Annotated in this window: 16 protein-coding genes; 13 read left to right on the top strand and 3 right to left on the bottom strand. The window is 66.4% G+C overall.

The annotated features are described in order from the left end of the window. Window positions 1-52 precede the first annotated feature (52 nt). Both TZ00_RS08420 and TZ00_RS08415 read left to right on the top strand, forming a co-directional pair. Window positions 53-2,461: a glycosyl hydrolase family 95 catalytic domain-containing protein gene (locus tag TZ00_RS08420; RefSeq protein WP_052521413.1), complete on the top strand. Its 2,409-nt coding sequence runs from the start codon at window positions 53-55 to the stop codon at window positions 2,459-2,461. 32 nt (window positions 2,462-2,493) lie between these two features. Further along, complete coding sequence (locus tag TZ00_RS08415; protein ID WP_044440819.1) at window positions 2,494-3,258, top strand: FadR/GntR family transcriptional regulator; 765 nt, start codon at window positions 2,494-2,496, stop codon at window positions 3,256-3,258. A 22-nt stretch (window positions 3,259-3,280) separates the two neighbouring features. Here TZ00_RS08415 and TZ00_RS08410 read toward each other — a convergent pair whose 3' ends face one another. Next, window positions 3,281-4,687 (bottom strand): aminotransferase-like domain-containing protein, encoded by a 1,407-nt coding sequence (locus TZ00_RS08410; RefSeq protein ID WP_044440817.1) that lies wholly within the window; start codon window positions 4,685-4,687, stop codon window positions 3,281-3,283. 64 nt (window positions 4,688-4,751) lie between these two features. Between TZ00_RS08410 and TZ00_RS08405 the strand changes: the two genes are divergently transcribed. After that, window positions 4,752-5,654 carry a DMT family transporter gene (locus tag TZ00_RS08405; RefSeq protein ID WP_044441383.1) on the top strand — a complete coding sequence of 301 codons (903 nt, stop codon included), beginning with the start codon at window positions 4,752-4,754 and terminating at the stop codon, window positions 5,652-5,654. 32 nt (window positions 5,655-5,686) lie between these two features. Beyond that, window positions 5,687-6,700: an endonuclease/exonuclease/phosphatase family protein gene (locus TZ00_RS08400; RefSeq protein ID WP_044441382.1), complete on the top strand. Its 1,014-nt coding sequence runs from the start codon at window positions 5,687-5,689 to the stop codon at window positions 6,698-6,700. Between the two features lie 72 nt (window positions 6,701-6,772). Here the strand turns inward: TZ00_RS08400 and TZ00_RS08395 are convergent, their stop codons facing one another. After that, window positions 6,773-7,444 (bottom strand): HAD hydrolase-like protein, encoded by a 672-nt coding sequence (locus TZ00_RS08395; RefSeq protein ID WP_044440814.1) that lies wholly within the window; start codon window positions 7,442-7,444, stop codon window positions 6,773-6,775. Between the two features lie 51 nt (window positions 7,445-7,495). Here TZ00_RS08395 and TZ00_RS08390 point away from each other — a divergent pair, with 51 nt between their 5' ends. Together TZ00_RS08390 and TZ00_RS08385 are read left to right on the top strand one after the other, a co-directional pair. Beyond that, the gene (locus tag TZ00_RS08390) at window positions 7,496-8,242 is read left to right on the top strand and encodes a helix-turn-helix domain-containing protein (RefSeq protein WP_044440812.1); all 747 of its coding nucleotides are present in this window, start codon (window positions 7,496-7,498) and stop codon (window positions 8,240-8,242) included. A 10-nt stretch (window positions 8,243-8,252) separates the two neighbouring features. Then, on the top strand, window positions 8,253-8,816 hold the full coding sequence (locus TZ00_RS08385; RefSeq protein ID WP_044440809.1) for a DM13 domain-containing protein: 564 nt from the start codon (window positions 8,253-8,255) through the stop codon (window positions 8,814-8,816). A 34-nt stretch (window positions 8,817-8,850) separates the two neighbouring features. Here the strand turns inward: TZ00_RS08385 and TZ00_RS08380 are convergent, their stop codons facing one another. Continuing rightward, window positions 8,851-9,168, bottom strand: a complete 318-nt coding sequence (locus tag TZ00_RS08380) for a putative quinol monooxygenase (RefSeq protein ID WP_044440807.1) — start codon at window positions 9,166-9,168, stop codon at window positions 8,851-8,853. Window positions 9,169-9,247: 79 nt separating this feature from the next. Between TZ00_RS08380 and TZ00_RS08375 the strand changes: the two genes are divergently transcribed. The 7 genes from TZ00_RS08375 (at window position 9,248) to TZ00_RS08345 (ending at window position 19,349) form a co-directional block, all read left to right on the top strand. After that, entirely contained in the window at window positions 9,248-9,937 is a 690-nt protein-coding gene (locus TZ00_RS08375; protein ID WP_044440805.1) for a TetR/AcrR family transcriptional regulator, read from the top strand. After that, window positions 9,937-10,692, top strand: coding sequence for a DUF3626 domain-containing protein (locus TZ00_RS08370; RefSeq protein WP_044440803.1), 756 nt, complete (start codon window positions 9,937-9,939; stop codon window positions 10,690-10,692). Before TZ00_RS08375 ends, TZ00_RS08370 begins: the two co-directional genes overlap by 1 nt. Before the next feature lie 58 nt (window positions 10,693-10,750). Continuing rightward, window positions 10,751-11,971 (top strand): SLC13 family permease, encoded by a 1,221-nt coding sequence (locus TZ00_RS08365; protein WP_084606037.1) that lies wholly within the window; start codon window positions 10,751-10,753, stop codon window positions 11,969-11,971. A 159-nt stretch (window positions 11,972-12,130) separates the two neighbouring features. Continuing rightward, window positions 12,131-13,639, top strand: coding sequence for a pyridoxal phosphate-dependent decarboxylase family protein (locus TZ00_RS08360; protein WP_044440802.1), 1,509 nt, complete (start codon window positions 12,131-12,133; stop codon window positions 13,637-13,639). Then, entirely contained in the window at window positions 13,636-14,943 is a 1,308-nt protein-coding gene (locus TZ00_RS08355) for a lysine N(6)-hydroxylase/L-ornithine N(5)-oxygenase family protein (protein WP_044440800.1), read from the top strand. Before TZ00_RS08360 ends, TZ00_RS08355 begins: the two co-directional genes overlap by 4 nt. Window positions 14,944-14,980: 37 nt before the next feature. Continuing rightward, window positions 14,981-17,314, top strand: coding sequence for a GNAT family N-acetyltransferase (locus tag TZ00_RS08350; protein WP_044440798.1), 2,334 nt, complete (start codon window positions 14,981-14,983; stop codon window positions 17,312-17,314). A 91-nt stretch (window positions 17,315-17,405) separates the two neighbouring features. Beyond that, window positions 17,406-19,349, top strand: a complete 1,944-nt coding sequence (locus TZ00_RS08345) for an APC family permease (protein WP_044440796.1) — start codon at window positions 17,406-17,408, stop codon at window positions 19,347-19,349. The last annotated feature ends 2 nt before the right edge of the window (window positions 19,350-19,351 follow it).

The raw sequence follows: 19,351 nt of genomic DNA, 5'->3' as shown, positions 1-19,351 counted from the left end.
TCGTAGCGCCGCCCATTGTCTGCACTCATGACGCCCGCACGGAGACACCTCAATGAAACGCTTCGACCTCACCCGAGCCGAGCAGGCCACATCACTCAACAATTCCTTCCTTCTCGGCAACGGACGGCTCGGCGCGTCGGTTCGCGGTGGGGCCGGACGAGAACATGTGGATCTCAACCTCGACACCTTCTGGTCGGGTGGGCCGCTCGCGGTCGCCCCGGCCGACGGTGAGGAGCCCCGACGCTTTCTCGACCCGCTCCGTGAGGCTGTGCGCGACGGCGAGTGGGCGCTTGCGGAGGAGCATGCGACGCGCATGCAGTCAGACGGGTACACGCAGTCGTACGAGCCGCTCGGCTTCGTCGACTGGGCCTATGGCGATCTTCCCACTGGCGGCTACTCACGCTCGCTCGACCTGGCGCACGCTGCCGCGACGATCGCCTATGACGTCGCCGATGGCCGCACCGAGGTCGAGACTTTCGTGAGTGCGACCGAGCAGGTCATGGTCATGGAGGTCTTGCAGCCAGGCCCCTCTGGCTCCGCGCCGGTCTTCCGCTCGCCACATCCTGTCCGACTCGAGCGAGCGGCGCTCGCTCCGGGAGGCGACGAGCACGTCGATATCGTGACGGGTCGCGCGCCGGCATGCGTCCTCCCGCAGTACCTCGGCGACGTTCCGCATGCGGTCGTTTACGACACCGGCGAGCCCGACAACGCCGGTCTTGTCGACGCCGGTATGGGGTTCGCCGTGGGAATCCTGGTGCAGACGGTGGACACCCCGGGAACGGCGGGCACAACAACACGGATGCTCGTGGCGGCCGCCGACGGCTTTCGCGGACGATCGGAGCGCCCCAGCGCCGACGGCGCCGCCCTCTCCGAGGAGGTCCTCGAGACACTGCGCGGCGTTGCAGGCACGTCCACGGAGGAGCTGCGCGCACGCCATCGAGCGGCGCACGCGGAGCTGTTCGATCGCAGCGATCTGCGACTCGTCCCCGCGCCGGGCGATTCTTCTTCGAAGACCCAGATCGATGAGCTGTACCACCACCTCGGGCGGTACCTTCTCATTTCGAGCTCGCGGCCCGGCACCCAGGCCGCCACGCTGCAGGGAATCTGGAACGACAGCATCCGGCCCGGGTGGAGCTCGAACTACACGACGAACATCAACGTCGAGATGAACTACTGGCCGGCCGACGTCAGTGGGCTCGGCGAGCTGGCCGAGCCCCTCCACCAGCTCGTCTTCGGGCTCGAGGCGACCGGCGCGCGCACGGCAGCGAGCACCTATGGCGCCGGCGGGTGGTGCGTGCACCACAACACCGACATCTGGGGGTTCTCGAACCTCGTGCGTGGCATCGATCCGGCAGACACGAGCTGGTCCAACTGGCCGACGGGTGGACTCTGGCTCACCCTGCAGCTCTGGGACCATCTCGATTTCGCCCCCGGCCAGGATGCCGCTCTCCGCGCGCGCGCCTGGGACGTCCTCGCGGGATCCGCCCGCTTCGCCCTGTCGCTGCTGCAGCCCTACACAGACGGCACGCTCGCTGTATCGCCGTCCACGTCGCCAGAACACAGCTTCAGGCCGACCGACGATGAGGCGGCGTTCGCCGTGAGCGCCGGAGTGACGATGGACCAGACGCTCGTGCTGGAGCTGTTCGAGCGGCTCCTTGCGGAGGCTGACGCGACAGGCCGGAACCACGACGAGCTCGTCACCTCTGTGCGGGCGGCACTGCCGCTCGTTCGGAGGCCACGGGTCGGCTCCGACGGAACGCTCCAGGAGTGGGCGGAGGACTGGGAGCCCCGCGCGCGCGGCCACCGTCACACCTCGCACCTCTTCGGCCTCTTCCCTGGCTCCTCGTTCGATGAGTACGCGTCTCCCGATATGTTTCATGCCGCGCGACGGGCTCTCGAGGATCGCGTGGCCAACGGCAGTGGATACACCGGGTGGAGTCAGGCCTGGATCCTGTGCCTTGCGGCGCGAACGCGCGACGCCTCCCTCGTCGAGCACTCGCTCGACGTGCTCACGGACGGCCTCAGCTCATCGTCGCTCCTCGACCTCCACCCCGTCGACGTCGAGACGCACCCCGAGGGGCACCTCTTTCAGATCGATGGCAACTTCGGCGGATCGGCCGGCATCGTCGAAGCTCTCGTGCAGAGCCAGAATGATTCGATCCGGCTCCTCAACGCCGTGCCGCCCCGCTGGCACGCCGGAGAGGCGCGCAACATCCGGGCCCGCGGCGGAGTGCGCGTCTCGCTCGAATGGCACGAGCGCCGACTCGTTCACGCGGAGCTCGAGGCGTCGACGGCGAGGTCGTTCACGGTCGCCGTCCCGGCGGGTGGCTGGGTCGCGACGGTGCTCGGGCGGGTCGAGGTGGAGCCGTTCCACTTCGTGGCGCTCGGTGCGGACGGCGCCCGGATGGGGGCGACGTGGGAGGCGAAACCGGGCGACACACTCGTCATCCGGCCAGCCTGAGCCGCTCCGCCACCACCGGATAGCCTCGGATCATGAAGACACCGGCCGCGCCTCGGCCCGCCTCCCGCTCTCAGACGGATGTTGTCGTCCAAGAGGTGAAGCAGATGATCCTCGGTGGCGCTCTCGTCCCCGGGCGAAAGCTTCCGATCGAGGCGGACCTGGCCGCCACGCTGGGGGTGTCCCGCAGCTCTCTCCGCGAGGGGGTCCGCGCCCTCGCGGCCATGGGCATCCTGGAAACGCGTCAGGGGGACGGCACCTACGTGACGTCGCTCGACCCGTCGATTCTCCTCGCCCCGATGGGCTTCCTCGTCGATCTGCAGCAGGACGGGCAGATCGGACACATCAGCGCAGTGCGGCGCGTGCTCGAGATGGAGGCGGCATCGCGCGCCGCGTTGTGTGCCACCGATCAGCAGCTCGAGCTGGCTGCCGCTGCCGTCTCGTCCGTGGCTGAGGTGAGCGAAAACCCGACGTCGAACGAGGATCACCAGCGTATCCTCGACGCTGACATCGCCTTCCACCGCGTCATCGCGGAAGCCTCGAAGAATCCGGCGCTCGCGGCGCTCATCGAAGCGCTCTCGAGCCGGACGGTGCAGACGCGGCTCTGGCGGTCAATCAGCGAGCAGGGCGCCACCGCGCACACGCAGCGGCAGCACGTGGCGATTCTGAGCGCCGTCACAGACAGGGATCCCGACCGCGCCCGCCTCATGATGGGCGTGCACCTCACCGAGGTCGAGCAGTTCGCCGCCGCTCATCCCGGTTCAGCCTCCGCCGATCTCGGGAGCATCGAGGCGGTCTGACCGACGCGCACGGGCCGGATGCTCAGGAAACAGCGAGCTGCGCCGCCACCGTCTTCATCGCTCCGGCGAACTGCTCGGGCCGCGTGCCCGAGTAGTTGAGGCGGATGTACGCTCCGGTCGGCTCGGCCGGAAACCAGTCGGCGCCCGGCGCGACCATCACGCCCGCCGTCCGGCTGCGCTCGACGAGCCCCGTGACATCCACGTTGTCTGCGAGGCGCACCCAGAGGTTGAGTCCGCCGTGCGGCAGGAACGTCAGCGCATCGGGGCCGAGATGCGCCTCGACCTGGCGGGCGAGCTCGTCGCGCCGGTCGCGCAGCTGGGAACGCAGACGAACGAGGTGGCCGCGCCATCCGGGGTCGCGCAGCACGTCGACCGCCGCCGACTGCAGCACGCCGCTCACATAGAGGTCGTCGACGGTGCGATCGGCCTGGATGCGCGCCAGCGCGGGCCCCCGCGCGATGACGGCGCCCACCCGCAACGACGGGCTGAGACTCTTGGTCAGCGAGCGGATGTACACCACGTGCCCGTCGGCATCCTCGGCCAGCAGGGGCAGAACGTCGCCTTCGATGGCGAAGTCGTGCGCCCAGTCGTCTTCGATGAGATACGCGCCCCTCGCCGCGACGACCGACATGATGTCGCGGCGCTCTTCGGCGTTCCACTGGGCGCCCGTGGGGTTCGCAAAGTGCGGCTGTGCATAGAACAGTCGCGCCCCGCTCGACGCGAATGTCTCGTCGAGGTCGGTCGCCGACGGCGCGCGCGAACCCCGCGCCACGGGAATGATGCGCAAGCCCGCCTGTCGTGCGGCAGCGATCGCGCCCCAGTAGGTGGGCGATTCGACCACGACCGCGTCGCCGGGGGCCGCCAACGCTCGAAAGATCGAGGCGAGTGCGCTCTGCCCGCCGGGAGTGATCATCACGTCGTCGCTCGAGACGGGTGCGGGCGCGGATGCTCCGACTGGCGCGATCTCGGCCGCGAACCACGTGCGCAGTTCGGGCAGTCCGTCGACCGGCCCGCGGGTCAGAGCGGATGCGCCGCGCGAGGCGCGCACGAGGGCCGCGCGCACGAGACGGCCGGGCAGCAGTTCTTCTGTGGGATAGCCCGAGTGCATCGCGATGACCGAGGGAGGGACTGCTGCCATCGCGGTGCCGACGGCAGACGTGTCGACTCTGGGCGCGCCGAGCGCCGTGGTCTGCCAGGCGAAGTCGGCCTGGCGCACCGCGCGTGAGCGCGCCACGAAGCTGCCGGCACCCGGGTGCGTTTCGATGAGTCCCTCGCCCACCAGGCGCTGAACCGCACGCTGCACGGTGACGGGGCTCGCGGAGTGCTCGGCGACGAGTGCGCGCGTCGAGGGCAAGCGCGAGCCCGCCGGGCGGGACTCGATGAGTTGACGCAGGTGCCTCTCGATGGCGGAGGTGCTATCGTCATTCATGATACATAACAGTAGCGCTACTGCTTCGAGTTCGTCAGCGCTATCCGGGGTGGATGGTCTCGATATGCCGGCTCCTTCGTCGCGCGGCGGCCTCATCTTCGGTGTCCTCGGAGTGCTCGCGTTCTCGTTCACTCTGCCGTTCACTCGCATAGCGGTCGAGCAGATCGATCCGCTCTTCATCGGCGCCGGGCGCGCTGTTGTGGCCGCCGCCCTCGCTGCGGTGGTGCTTGCCGTGACTCGACAGCGCCTGCCCAGAGGCGCTCAATGGCTGCGACTCTGCGTCGTGGTGGTCGGAGTCGTCATCGGCTTCCCGCTGCTCACGAGCTTCGCGCTGCAGACAGTTCCCGCCGCGCACGGCGCCGTGGTCATCGGCCTGCTGCCGGCCGCGACGGCCATCGTGGCGGTGATCCGCGCGAAAGAGCGGCCATCCATCGCGTTCTGGATCGCCTCGGGTGCCGGCGTTCTTGCCGTCATCGCGTTCATCGCGCTCGCGGGCGGCGGGCTCGAGGGGCTGCACCCGAGCGACCTGCTGCTTCTCGGCGCGGTGGTGCTCGCGGCGATCGGATATGCCGAGGGCGCTCTCCTCTCGCGCGAACTCGGCTCGTGGCAGACGATCTGCTGGGCGCTCGTCGTGGCGCTGCCGGTGATGATTCCGCTGACGTCGGTGTCGATCGCGGCACACGGCTGGCCTCAGGCGGATGCGCCGCACTGGCTGGCTTTCGGCTATCTCTCGCTCGTGAGCATGTTTCTGGGATTCTTCGCCTGGTATCGCGGCCTCGCCATCGGCCCGATCGCACAGGTCAGTCAGATCCAGCTCGTGCAGCCGGTGCTCACCATCATCTGGTCGGCTCTGATTGTGGGCGAGCGACTCGATTTGTTGGTCTGGCTGGGCGCTCTCGTCGTGGTCGCGTGCGCGGCGACGGCGGTGCGCGCCCGGGTCGCCTCGAGCAGCGTTCGCGCCCGGTAGGCGCGGATACTGGCCAGGTAAGGTCGGGCACCATGTGGGGTCGCATCGTTCTGCTCGTTGTGTGCGCCGCTGCAGCGCTTCTCGTCAGCGCGGCCGGGCTGTTCGGGCTGCAACGCCAACTCGTCTTCGCGCAGCTGATCGCGTTCCGCGGAATGCTCGCCGTGGGCTTCGTCGCGCTGGCCATTATTGGCGCGCTGCTGTTCTGGATGCTGCGGGGCCGGGCCCGCAAGGCGCGTCCGGTCATCGCCGGGTTGGCCGCGATTGCGCTGCTCGCGGCGGGCGCAAACGTTGTCGTGCAGACCGGGCGGGGCCTCGGATCAGACGCGATGCCCGAGCCCGCCGCCGTCGAGCCCGCCGACCCGGCCACGAGCATCCGGGTTCTCAGCTGGAACACCTACGACACCGTCACTCCGGCCGAGATCGCACGCGTGGCCCTCGCCCAGAACTCCTCGGTGATCACCCTCCCCGAGACGTCGCGCGAGACGGCCGAGGCCGTCGGTCGTGCCATGGATGCCGCGGGCCGGCCCATGCAGGTCTTCACCGCCGAGCGCGGCGACCCGACCGAGACTCCTCCGACGTCGCTGCTCGTGTCCGAGTCTCTCGGTCAGTACGACGTCAGCTCCGACTTCGGTGACACCGGCACTCTCCCGAGCGTCGTCGCGCGACCCGCCGACGGAAGCGGCCCGGTGATCGTGGCGGCGCATCCTATGCCCCCATTGCCGTCGATCATGTCGTCGTGGCGCAGCGACCTCGACTGGGTACTGTCGCTCTGCGACGAGCCCGACCTGATTCTGGGCGGCGACCTCAACGCGACTCTCGATCACCTCGGCCCGCTGGGCGGATGCTCCGACGCTCTCGCCGAGGCGGGCTCGGCTGGCGTAGGCACCTGGCCCACCAGCCTGCCGCCGCTCCTCGCCGCGCCGATAGATCACGTACTGACGACGGGCGACTGGCGCACGGAGGCGGCCGAGGTTCTCGTCACCGAGGACTCCGCGGGCAGCGACCACCGCCCGATCGTCGCGACCATGAGCATCCGCCCCCGCTAGGCGCATCGGTGCCCGGTCGGCCGGCAGCGGATGCGCCGAAAGGGCGCGGACGGCGGCCGCTCGGACGCGGCGCTAGACGAGCAGTGCCCGCAGCTGCTCCATCGAGTGCACCACGTGGATCGCGCCCGCAGCCTCGGCGGGGGAGCCGTAGCCCCACTCGACCATGATCGTGGGGATGCCGTGCTCGGCCGCGCCCTCGATGTCGTGGTGCCGGTCACCCACCAGAACCGTGTTCGACAGGTCGACGCCGGCGGCGCGCAGGCGAACGAGCGCCTCGGCCACCACGTCGGCCTTGGCGCTGCGGGTCTCGTCTTCGCTCGAGCCGGTGATGGTGGCGAAGAGGTCGGCGATGCCGAGGTGCTGAAGAATGCGCACGGCCTGCACCTCCGACTTCGACGTCGTGATCGCGAGCGGAACCCCGGCGGCATGGATGTCACGCAGCACCCCGAGGATTCCCGGGTACACCACGCTGTCGCCCTCCGGCCCGTCGGATGCGGCCAGCCCGCGGTAGACGACCAGTGCCTCCTGCGCACCCTCGGCATCGATGTCGGCCACCGCGCGGAAGCCATCGAGAATGGGTGGACCCACGAACTTGACCAGCTCGGTGGGCGGCGGAACGGGGTGACCGAGGATCTCGAGCGTGCGCGCCAACCGGTGCAAGATGCCCGGGGCCGAGTCGGTGATCGTGCCGTCGAGATCGAACAGAATCGTCGACCAGGGCTTGGAGGGGGCGTGGCTAGTCATCGCAGACATCCTATTGGGGAACCTCGGAGGCGCCCCTCATAGGCTCCGGTCATGGACACGTCATTCACCTCGCCGCGTTACGTCACCATCGATGACGCGGCAGCCTTCGTCGGCACCACACCCCAAGCGATCCGTCAGTACCACGAGACGGGACTTCTTCCCGAGCCCGGGGTGGCAAGCGGGGACACTCGCCACTACGGCTACGACGACGTGATCCGATTGCTCTGGATCGGGAAGAGGATCGACGCCGGCATCGACGTGCACGACATCCATGACGCCGCAGACAGTCTGCACAGCAACTCGGGACTGCTCTCCGACTTCGTCACCGATCGTCTCAAGGACCTGCCCCCGGGGTTCCTGCGCCAGGCCGATCTCGACAGTCTTCTGGTCATGGAGCGCATCTTCGGCCCGCTCGGTGCAGCCGTCAACGCCACCCGGTACGTCGTTATGGCCGCGCATCCTGACCTGCAGGAGGAGGCCGACCGCGTCGACGCCGCGGAGGAGGCGCTGGACGATTCAGTGGCCGTCGACGACCCACGCGTGGCACAGGCGGCGGCCCAACGCTTCGCCTTCGACCGTGCGATGGATGCCGCAATGGAGAGTTCCGATGTTGCCCAGATCGACGACGAGTCGTACGACGCCTGGGAGGCTCTGCATGACTTCGCTCCTGGTCAGGAGAGCGACACGGAGAGCGCACTCAGAGCCGTCGAGAACATGCCGTACGACTGGTCGCCGGCGCGCCAGCGTTACATGAAGCTGGTCGAAGAAATGCACCGCGAAGTGTGGGCAGCGCAGTGACCGTGCACCCATGAAGCGGGCAGTTCTTATCGCAGGCGGCATCGTTGTTGCCGCTGTCCTCGTTGTCGGGCTGGTCGTGTTCAAGCCGTGGCTGCTGTTCACAGATGTGCGGGTCGACGACGCGCTGCCCACGGCGCAGAGGTCTCAGCCCGTCGTGACGCCAGCACCGGTCGTAACTCCTGACCCCGGCTCGTCCCCGACACCGATACCGACGCCCGACCCGGTGCCGGTTGCACTCGCATCCGGTTCGTTCGTGAGTCAGGAGCACTCGACCACGGGCACGGCCACGATCATCGAAAACCTCGACGGCACCCGGGTGCTCGCGATCGAGAACCTCGACACCAGCAATGGTCCGGATGTTCATGTCTGGCTGAGTGCGGCGGATGCGGTCGAGGGCTACGACGGCTGGTTCCTGGCCGGTGGCGCCGCCTACGTCGACCTCGGTGTGATCAAGGGCAATCAGGGCAACCAGCTCTACGAGATCCCAGCGGATGTAGACCTCACCGCTTACCGCAGCGTCTCGCTGTGGTGCGTGCAGTTCAGCGTCGGCTTCGGGGCCGCCCAGCTCGATTGACCGGACGGGCGTCAGACAGGCCGGGCCGCGGTGATCAGCTCGATGAAACGATGTGCACGCCCACCCTCATCGACGAGTCCAGTCCTTCTTGGCTTTCCAACATGTCGAAGATGCGCTGGTGGGGCTCGTCGTGCGACGCGTCGGAGTAGTGCCGGTCGAACGATTCCTGGTCGCGGTAGAACTCGAACGCCCACATCACGTCGGGGTTCTCGTCGTCTCGGCTGAGCATCCAGTCGACCGGGCCATCGGGATCGCCGGTGTAGTGCAGGTCGGTGACGTAGCTGAACAGGGCGTCGCCCTCGCCCTTCTTCGCTTGGAGCCGCAGGACCACGCCGGGCTGATTCTTGTTCATGACATCCTTCTCTCTTTATTGGAACGTTGTTCCAAAAATGATTATGGAACGCCATTCCATGTTGTGTCAAGATAGGTGCATGCCATCCCCGACACCTGCCCGCCGGTCGCGGCGAACCGATGCGCTGTCTGCAGACGCCATCATCGAAGCCGCGATCACGGTGCTCGACGCGGAGGGTGAGGAGGCGCTGACCTTCCGCGCCCTCTCGACCGCACTCGAGACCGGACCGGGCGCGATCTACAATCACCTCGCGAATAAGCAGGAGATTCTTGCCGCGGCGGCACACAGGCTCGTGGTTCACGCGCTCGCCGACGTGCCGTCGGATCCCGACGCCGAGAACGGAATCCGGGCAGTGATGCTGGCGTTCTTCGACCTGTTCGGCGCTCATCCCTGGGTCGGAACGCAGCTCTCGCGCGAACCCTGGCAGGCCGCGCTGCTGGAGATGTTCGAAGCCATCGGCACGCATCTCGAAGCGCTGGGCGTCGAGGAGCGGTATCAGTTCACTGCCGCGTCGAGCCTGCTCAATTTCGTGCTCGGAGTCGCCGGGCAGCATGCATCGGCGACACGCCTCGCGCGCGACCTCGACCGGAGTGCTTTTCTCCGAGACATCGCAGACGGATGGAAAGACGAGGCGACCGCCGCGTCGCACCCGTTCTCTCGCCGGATGGCAGACCAGCTTGCCGAGCACGACGACCGGCAACAGTACAGCGATGGGGTCGACTTCATTCTCGCCGGCATCGCCGCGGTAACTGCCGGAGGAGGGCTTTGATGAAGCGTGCCGTGTCCGAGCACGTCCTTCTGCACTTCCACCCGGACTGGCCATACCGGAACACAACGGTGCTCGACGGTATGGTGTCAAGCGGTCGATACGTCTCTCAATTCGAGACAGGCACGTCTAACGGAGGCCTTACGGCACACCCAGGCGGCGATCGCTGGAACTGGGAGAGTCGACTCTTCGACGGCCGATACGATTCGGCACCAGCCAGCGCCCGCCCCGTCTACGGGGCAATCGATCTCGGAAACGACTACGGGTCTGCGCCGCGATTCGGCTCCGCGTTCCTTCGCCTCCGACACGAAGTCTCGCACCGTGCCACGTACTGCTACCCGGATTCTGTCTTCGAGCCGGACGGGGTAGTAGGGATGGACGGCGTGTCCACTCTGATCGACCAGATGCGAAGCGATGACCTCGACCCTTTGGATCGCTACGTTGAAGCACATGTGCATGGGGGTGTCGTCTTCGCGACCGACGTGGAGGCCATCGTCTTGGACCCCTGTTATCGAGGAACAGCCGTACAGTCGGCCGCGGAGCTCCTGTCAGAGGTGACGTTTCATCGCGGCTTCCGGGTCGAGACCGCGGCGCTCGATCCCAGGTACCGAGGCGCGCAGTACTCAGAACTGGCGGCATCCTTGGCGGGTGAACTCACCCCTGAGCTTCTAGGAATCGCGGCCCGCTCACAGGCGCACACCTCGCAATCGCTCAAGAAGGTGTGGCACTTGCTGGCGAGATACGGGCGCCGCGACTGAAACACGCGCGTTCGTGCGCTCGCCCACCTGTCAGCAACTGAGTCATAGAATCGCCTTCATAGAACAGCACCCCACGGCCGCACCGGATTCCGCCTCCTCTGCCGAGCCCCCCAGTCGCCGCGGTCTCGTTGTCGTCGTCGCACTCCTGGCGGCCTCCTTCGTGGTGATCGCCACGGGCATCCTGCCGTGGCGCGACACCCTCGTGCTCGCCGATCGCGTCGTGCCCGTTCTCGGCTTCGTCGCCGCCATCACGATCGTCACCGAACTCGCCGCCGAGGCCGGGGTCTTCACCGCGCTCGCGGGCCGGCTGGCGCGCTGGGGCCGCGGCCGACGCATCCTGCTCTGGCTCTTCGTGCTGGCGCTCGCGGTGGTCTCGACGATCTTCCTGTCGCTCGACACGACCGCAGTGCTCGTCACGCCGGTGGTCGTGCTGCTCGCCTTGCACGCGGGCCTGCCGCCGCTGCCGTTCGCGCTCGCCACGGTGTGGCTGGCGAACACCGCGTCGCTGCTGCTGCCGGTGTCAAACCTCACGAACCTGCTCGCCGAAGGGCGAATGGATGTCGGTGGTCCGGCCGGATTCGCGGCCCTCGTCGCCGCCCCTGCCGCGGTCGGCATCGTTGTGCCGGTGATCGTGCTCAGTCTGATGTTCCGCAAAGAGCTGCGCGGCCGTTACTCGGCTCCGCCGGTCGAACGCGCGCCCGATCGCACCCTGCTTCTGGTGAGCGCGATCGTCGTCGCGGCGTTGCTTCCGCTGCTGGTATCGGGCCTGCCCGTCTGGATTCCGGCCACCGTCGCCGCCGTGGTGATCGTGGTGCTGTTCGGCATCCGGCGCCCCGGCGCCCTGAGCTTGAAGCTCGTGCCCTGGCAACCCCTGGGCATCGCCGTCGGCCTCTTCGTGCTCGTGGAGACCGCCCACACGCGCGGGCTCACCGCCTTCATCTCGAACATCGGCGGATCGGGCACCGACCTGCTGAGCCTGCTGCAGCTCTCGGCCCTCGGCACGGTCTCGTCGAACGCGATCAACAACCTGCCGGCCTACCTCGTGCTCGAGCCGATCGGCCACTCGCCCGTGCGGCTTGCAGCCCTGCTCATCGGAGTGAACCTCGGGCCGCTGGTCACCCCGTGGGCCTCACTGGCCACCCTGCTCTGGCACCAGAAGATCACCGGGCTCGGAGTGACGCTGTCGTGGCCGAAGTTCATGCTGGCCGGCCTCGGTGTGGTGCTGCTGACGGTGCCGCTCGCGACCGTTGCGCTGTGGCTGACGAGCGGCGCCCTCTAGGAATTCCCGAGGAGCATCGGGATCCAGGTTCCGAGGCATCTGGGAATGTCATGAATATTCCCCAGCCGGGCGGACTCCACGCGACGGTCGACCTACTCTGGTTACTTAGGTAAGGCTTACCTAAGTCTGGCAGACACGTAGACGGAGACCCGCGACACGATGACACAGCTTTCCCATGAAACCCGCGCTCTCAGGCCCACGCATCCGCGCGCAGAACCAACACAGCTCCTCACCTCAGGATCCGCCGCAGAGTATGCGGAGCTGCTCCATACGGTCGTCGATTCCATCGCTGAACGCTTCCGTACGGTGCGCTATCCCGGTTCAGGTGCGTCCCGATCAGAGCTGGCTTCTCTGATCGATTCGATCGACCTCGACGGCGACGGCATCGGCAGCAAACCCGCCCTTGCCGAAGCCGATGAGCTGTATGCGCGCAACGCGGTGTGGTTCCACGTGCCGGGGTACGCAGCCCACCTCAACTGCCCGGTCCTGTTGCCGGCCGTCGCTGCCGAGGCCCTGCTGGCCTCCATCAACACGTCAGTGGATACGTACGATCAATCGCTGATCGCAACACTCATGGAACGGCGACTCCTGGACTGGGCGGCAACGAGCATCGGCTTTACCGGGGGTGACGGCATATTCACCTCAGGCGGCACGCAGTCGAACCTGCAGGCGCTCTACCTTGCGCGAGAGAAAGCGATGAGCCGATCCAATGCCGCACTGGGCGACCTCCGGGTGTTCACGACAGCGGCGAGTCACTTCTCGATCGCACGTTCGTGCCATCTGCTCGGGCTTTCGCCCCAGGCTCTGATCCACGTGGCCACCGATGCCGAAGGCCGGATGGATCCGGATGCGCTTCGTGGTGCACTCGCGGATCTCACGCGCGAGCGAAGCACAGACGTCGTTGTGGCCGTCGCCATCACCGCCGGAACAACAGATCGCGGAGTGATCGACCCGATCGCGCCTATCTCCTCGATCTGCGCCGAGAATCGCATCTGGTTGCATGTCGACGCGGCCTACGGAGGAGGGCTGCTCCTGTCGCCCACGCGGCGAAGCCTTCTGGATGGCATCGAGCGTGCGAGTTCCGTCACAATCGACTTTCATAAGACGTTCTTCCAGCCTGTCTCCTCCAGCGCACTCATCGTCAGTGACGCTCAAGACCTGAGCGCAGCGAGCTGGCACGCCGACTACCTCAACCCGGCGGACGAGGCGGCTGCATACGACCCCGATCCGAATCAGGTCGACCGGTCTCTTCAAACAACACGCCGGTTCGATGCCCTCAAACTCTGGACGACGCTGAGGGCGCTCGGCTCCGCGCACGTGGGCGCACTCTTCGACGAGGTGTGCGACCTCGCCGAGCGTGTCAGAGAAGACCTCCTCAACGATCCCGAATTCCGTGTCTTCGGCACGACCGACCTCAGCACGGTCTTGTTCCGGTATCAACCGCATGGGCTGGATGACGAATCCGCCAGAATCCTGGTTCCAGAGATTCGTGCCGACCTTCTGCACTCCGGACGAGCCATGGTGGCGCGTACTGTCGTCGACGGATCCGCCTGTCTCAAGCTGACCCTCCTCAACCCGCACACGACCCAGGACGATCTCGCAGACGTCATCGAACTCGTCCGCGTCACGGCGAGAGGCCTCCTCGCCAAAAAGGGGGAGCGTGCATGAGCCCCGTGTACGACATCGTCGGCGTAGGAATCGGACCATTCGGCTTGGGGCTTGCCGCCCTTGCTCAACCGTTGCCCGACGTGCGCGCCGTTTTTCTCGACCAAGCACCCCAGTTCAGTTGGCACCCCGGAATGATGATCGAGGGAACGACCCTCCAGGTGCCGTTCCTGGCCGACCTCGTCACCTTGGCCGACCCCACGTCGCCGTACTCATTCCTCGCTTTCCTCAAAGCAGTCGGCCGCCTGTACCCGTTCTACATTCGGGACTCCCTGTACCCGCTGCGCTCCGAGTACGACGAGTACTGCCAGTGGGTTGCGGCGCAACTGCCGACCCTGCGCTGGCAGCGCAGGGTCGTTGCCGTGGAAGATCACGGGGAAGGGTTTGCAGTGCGCGCCGAAGTCATCGACGGTGACGGTGCAGTTCACGACACTGAGACCTACCTCACCCGCCACGTCGTGCTCGGCGTGGGTGCGCGTCCGACGCTTCCTGCCGTCCTCCACCGTCTCGCTGCGGCCGAGAGCGCTCCTCTCGTCATCCACTCTGCCGACTATCTGTTCTCCCGCGAAAAGCTCCGAGCGTGCGGGGCGGTCACCGTGATCGGCAGTGGGCAGTCGGCTGCGGAGATCTATCGCGACCTTCTTGAGAGCAGAGGTCGGCTCGACTGGGTGACGCGGTCACCTCGATTCTTTCCCATGGAGTACACGAAGCTGACCCTGGAGATGACGTCGCCGGAATACACGGATCATTACCACTCCCTCCCTTCCGGATTGCGCGACCGTCTCGCGCGTGAGCAACGCTCTCTCCACAAGGGCATCAGCGGGGAGCTCATCGACGAGATCTACGACACTCTCTACCAACTCACGAGCCGAGGCCAGACAGTAGAGACGAAACTTCTCAGCGATACCGAGGTCGTCGATGCCCGGCATGACACAGAGACGGGCGACGTCGTCCTGACTCTCCATCACGCGCAGCTCGACCGGTCCTACGAGCACAGGACGAGGGGCGTCGTCGCCGCAACAGGGTATCTCGCAAGCCCTCCGGATTTTCTCGGCCCGATCGCCCACCGCGTGCGGCTCGACGATCGGGGACGCCTCGACGTGGCCCGTCGGTACACCGTGGACGACGCCGGGAGCATTCACGTGTTGAACGGCGAGGAGCATACGCACGGAATCACCGCACCCGACCTCGGGTTCGGCGCGTGGCGGGCTTCGGTGATTCTCTCCGATGTCACGAACCGCGAGCCCTATCCCATTGAACGTCGTATCGCATTCCAGACCTTCGGACTGCCAGACGATCACTCGTAGCGGCCCGTCCATACCGAACAACACAAGGAAGTGCCAGATGACTCCGACCCCGTCCTTCTCCATCACTCTTGAGCCCGTCGACGCGTCGAGTGCGGCCGAGATACTCCATCCCTGGCTGGCCGATCCCCGCGCTCGCTTCTGGGGAATGACCGACGCGACTCACGAGGATGTGCGGTCGTACCTCGACGAACTCGACGCGGACCCGCGGCAATCCGGATGGCTCGGACGAGTCGACGGGCACGTCGCGTTCTACGTCGAAACGTACGAACCGTCCCTGCTCCTGCCGTCCGAACTCTTCACGGCACAGCCGGGGGATATCGGCATGCATCTTCTTGTGTCTCCGCCGCGCACCGACACCGTCGGCGGCTACACCTCGGCCATCATGCAGAAAGTCGTTCAGTTCTGCCTCGACGAGAACGGCCTCGGACGCACCCGAATCGTCGTAGAACCGGATATCCGGAACACCTCGATCCTCGCCAAGAACGCCGCCGCAGGCTTTCGGTTTCTCGGCGAAATCGACCTGGAGACCGACCAGGGCTACAAACGAGCAGCGCTCAGCGTGTGCACGCGTGCCGACTTCGCGGCAAGTCCACTGGGACAGTGGGAGAGCCCCATGCCGCACCTTCGCCCCGATATCGCTGCAGAGGTGCACCGGCACCTCGTCGCGAAAGCCATCTCCGAGTTCGCCCACGAGCGGCTCATTTCGCCGGTTCTGGGCGCAGACGGAGCGTGGCAGCTCGACGCGGGCGCGTCGTGTTACAGCTTCAGAGCAGACGTGCTGTCGCTCGAACACTGGGTCATCGACGAAGCCAGCCTGCAGCGCCGACAGAACGACGCTTCAGGCCGGCTGGACGTACTCGAATTGATCGTCGAACTCCAGTCGGCACTGGCCATCCCCGATGAGCTGCTCTCCGTCTATCTCGAAGAGCTCTCCTCGACGTTCGCCGGCGCAGCCGCGAAACGTTCTCGCGCACGTCGAGGCGAACAGCGCTCGAGCACGGAGCTCTTGCAGGCCGACTTCCAGCAGGTCGAGGCCGCGATGACAGAGGGGCATCCGGGGTTTCTGGCAAACAATGGACGCATCGGGTTCTCGCTGACCGACTATCGCCGATACGCCCCCGAGAATGGGCAGCGTGTGCGCCTGATGTGGGTCGCCGCTGCTCGAGAGCACGCGCACCTCGCGCTCGGGGACGGGCTCGATGAAGACCGTCATCATGCCGCTGTGCTCACCGCAGACGAACGACGTGCATTCACAACCCGATTGGCGGATGCAGGTCACGACCCGGAGGCCTTTCATTTCCTGCCGATGCACCCGTGGCAGGCGGAGCACCGCCTGCCGATCACTTTCGCGCCCGACATCGCCCGCGGCAACCTCGTTCCGCTCGGCTTCACCGCGGACGAATTCCAGCCGCAGCAGTCCATTCGCACGTTCTTCAATCTCACCCGGAATGGTGCCCCGTACGTCAAAGTCGCACTCGGCATCCAGAACATGGGTTTCGTTCGAGGTCTTTCCCCGGCATACATGAGGGACACCCCGGCCATCAACGACTGGGTGGCCGGCCTCGTGAGCTCCGACGCGGTGTTCGCGAGCGTGGGGTTCCGGGTGCTGCGGGAGCGAGCGGCGCTCGGATACAGCGGCGACGTCTATCACCGCACGGCGCACACCAATCCGCATCAGAAGATGCTCGCGGCGTTGTGGAGGGAGAACCCTGTGCCGCTGCTCGAGCCCGGCGAGCGTGTGATCACGATGGCGTCGCTTGTGCACCGCGACCATGAGGGGCATTCGCATATCGGCGCCCTGATACGAGCTTCAGGCCAGACATCGGCCGAGTGGGTCAAGGCCTACCTGCGCGCCTACCTCTATCCCCTCGTGCATGCACTGCTCGCGTACGACCTCGCCTTCATGCCTCACGGGGAGAATCTGATATTGCGGATTCGGGATCACGCTGTAGCGGGAGTCTTTATGAAGGACATCGGCGAGGAAGTCAGCGTGCTCGGTCCGCAGGCACTCTCACCCGAGATCAGCCGGATCAAGGCTGAGGTCTCCGATCGTGAGAAGGCGCTCGCGATCTTCACGGACGTATTCGACGGTGTGTTGAGGCATATTGCGGGCATCCTCGACGCCGACTCGCTGCTGCCCGCGGACGAGTTCTGGAGACTCGTCGCGAGTTGCCTGGACGACTATGAGAGTGATCAGCCCGAAACCGCTCGCGGCCTGTCCGGGTTCCTCGACCTCCGAACCCGAACGTTCGCACATTCCTGCCTCAACCGACTGCAGCTGCGCAACACCCTGCAGATGGTCGACCTGGCGAACCAGTCCGAATCGTTGCTGTACGCGGGCGAGATCCTCAATCCCGTGGCGCGATCGTGAGATCGCCCGCCCCGTTAGGAATTCGTTAGGACTGCAGTGATGCCGGGCATCTGAGTGAGTTCGTGTCACTCGAACCGTGCAAGCTGTACTCATGACGACTACTTCTGCGCGCCGGCGCGGCTTCGGCGCGTGGCTTCTGGATGGCCTGACCGACGATTCCGGCTCGCATCAGGGCCCGCACGCCGCGAAGGTCGAGAAGACGAACTCGTGGTGGCGGGTGATGTGCCTCACCGGCGTCGACTACTTCTCGACCCTCGGCTACCAGCCCGCGATCGCCGCTGTCGCCGCGGGGCTGCTCTCTCCTTTCGCCACGGTCGTGCTCGTGCTGCTCACCCTCTTCGGGGCGCTGCCCGTGTATCGCCGCGTCGCCCGCGAGAGCTTCCGCGGAGAGGGGTCGATCGCCATGCTCGAGCGCCTTCTTCCGTGGTGGGGCGGCAAGCTCTTCGTGCTCGTGCTGCTGGGCTTCGCCGTCACAGACTTCATGATCACGATCACCCTGTCGGCCGCGGATGCGACGGCGCACGCCGTGGAGAACCCGTTCGCGCCGAGCTGGTTCCACGGCAACGAGGTCGTGATCACGCTCGTTCTCGTGGCGCTGCTCGCCGCCGTGTTCCTGCGCGGATTCAAAGAGGCCATCAACATCGCCGTGGTGCTCGTCGCCGTGTTCCTCGTGCTCAACGCCATCGTCATCGCCGTGTCGATCGGGCACGTCGCACAGAACGCCGTCGTCATCACCGACTGGTGGGCGGCGCTCACGGCCCAGCATGGCAACCCGGTCGTGATGGTCGGCATCGCCCTGATCGTCTTCCCGAAGCTCGCGCTGGGGCTCTCCGGCTTCGAGACGGGCGTCGCGGTCATGCCGCAGATCTCGGGAAAGCCCGGCGACACCGAGGCCAACCCGGCCGGACGCATCCGGGGCGCGCAGCGGCTGCTCACCACCGCGGCGATCATCATGTCGACGTTCCTCATCACCTCGAGCATCGTGACCACGTTCCTCATTCCGCAGGAGAAGTTCAAATCGGGCGGCGAGGCCAACGGGCGCGCCCTCGCCTACCTCGCGCACGAATATCTGGGGCCTGCGTTCGGCACGGCCTACGACATCAGCACCATCTGCATCCTGTGGTTCGCCGGAGCCTCGGCGATGGCGGGCCTGCTCAATCTGGTGCCCCGCTACCTGCCGCGCTATGGAATGGCGCCGCAGTGGGCGCGGGCCGTGCGGCCGCTGGTGATCGTGTTCACGCTGATCGCATTTCTGATCACGATCGTTTTTCAAGCGAATGTCGATGCGCAGGGTGGCGCCTACGCAACCGGTGTACTGGTGCTCATCACGTCGGCATCCGTGGCCGTGACCCTGTCTGCGCTGCACAAGAAGCAGCGGGGGCGCACGGTCGGATTCGGCGCGATCGCGGTCGTCTTCGTGTATACGACCATCACGAATGTCTTCGAGAGGCCCGACGGCGTGCGCATCGCGGCGCTGTTCATCCTCGGCATTCTCGTGGTGTCGATCGTGTCGCGGGTGCAGCGGTCGTTCCAGTTGCGCGCGACTTCCGTGACATTGGATGCGACGGCGCAAGACTTCGTGCTGGCCGACGCGGATGCCTACGACCAGGTTCTCATCGTCGCCAACGAGCCCGACGATGGCAGCGCGAGCGAGTATCGGCAGAAGATCTCAGACGAGCGTCGCGACAGCGGAATTCCGCAGCGTCGACCCGTGATCTTTCTCGAGGTGTACCCCACCGACTCGTCGAATTTCGAGGAGGATCTGGAGGTGCGTGGCGTCGTCAAGCACGGCAACCGGGTGCTCGAGGTGCGTAGCGGCAATATCCCGAACACCATCGCCACGGTGCTGCTCGAGATCCGCGATCTCACGGGTACGGTGCCCGACATCTACTTCGAGTGGACCGAGGGAAACCCGATCTCGAACATGTTCAAGTACCTGATCACGGGTGGTGGCGAGGTCGCGCCCGTCACGAGGGAGGTGCTGCGGCGGGCGGAGCCTGTGCGCAAGCGCCGGCCCGACGTGCACGTGAGCTAGCC

This window comes from Agreia bicolorata (assembly GCF_000938265.1).
Classification (GTDB): Bacteria; Actinomycetota; Actinomycetes; order Actinomycetales; family Microbacteriaceae; genus Agreia; species Agreia bicolorata.
Note: the sequence above shows the minus strand (reverse complement) of the source record. Positions and strands in the feature narration are given on the sequence as shown.

Excerpts from the sequence above, each read along its gene's own strand:
- TZ00_RS08355 (WP_044440800.1), top strand. The coding sequence starts at position 13,636 with ATGAGCCCCGTGTACGACATCGTCGGCGTAGGAATCGGACCATTCGGC.
- TZ00_RS08350 (WP_044440798.1), top strand. The coding sequence starts at position 14,981 with ATGACTCCGACCCCGTCCTTCTCCATCACTCTTGAGCCCGTCGACGCG.
- TZ00_RS08375 (WP_044440805.1), top strand. The coding sequence starts at position 9,248 with ATGCCATCCCCGACACCTGCCCGCCGGTCGCGGCGAACCGATGCGCTG.
- TZ00_RS08400 (WP_044441382.1), top strand. The coding sequence starts at position 5,687 with ATGTGGGGTCGCATCGTTCTGCTCGTTGTGTGCGCCGCTGCAGCGCTT.
- TZ00_RS08415 (WP_044440819.1), top strand. The coding sequence starts at position 2,494 with ATGAAGACACCGGCCGCGCCTCGGCCCGCCTCCCGCTCTCAGACGGAT.
- TZ00_RS08405 (WP_044441383.1), top strand. The coding sequence starts at position 4,752 with ATGCCGGCTCCTTCGTCGCGCGGCGGCCTCATCTTCGGTGTCCTCGGA.
- TZ00_RS08410 (WP_044440817.1), bottom strand. The coding sequence starts at position 4,687 with ATGAATGACGATAGCACCTCCGCCATCGAGAGGCACCTGCGTCAACTC.
- TZ00_RS08360 (WP_044440802.1), top strand. The coding sequence starts at position 12,131 with ATGACACAGCTTTCCCATGAAACCCGCGCTCTCAGGCCCACGCATCCG.
- TZ00_RS08380 (WP_044440807.1), bottom strand. The coding sequence starts at position 9,168 with ATGAACAAGAATCAGCCCGGCGTGGTCCTGCGGCTCCAAGCGAAGAAG.
- TZ00_RS08390 (WP_044440812.1), top strand. The coding sequence starts at position 7,496 with ATGGACACGTCATTCACCTCGCCGCGTTACGTCACCATCGATGACGCG.
- TZ00_RS08420 (WP_052521413.1), top strand. The coding sequence starts at position 53 with ATGAAACGCTTCGACCTCACCCGAGCCGAGCAGGCCACATCACTCAAC.
- TZ00_RS08370 (WP_044440803.1), top strand. The coding sequence starts at position 9,937 with ATGAAGCGTGCCGTGTCCGAGCACGTCCTTCTGCACTTCCACCCGGAC.
- TZ00_RS08385 (WP_044440809.1), top strand. The coding sequence starts at position 8,253 with ATGAAGCGGGCAGTTCTTATCGCAGGCGGCATCGTTGTTGCCGCTGTC.
- TZ00_RS08345 (WP_044440796.1), top strand. The coding sequence starts at position 17,406 with ATGACGACTACTTCTGCGCGCCGGCGCGGCTTCGGCGCGTGGCTTCTG.
- TZ00_RS08395 (WP_044440814.1), bottom strand. The coding sequence starts at position 7,444 with ATGACTAGCCACGCCCCCTCCAAGCCCTGGTCGACGATTCTGTTCGAT.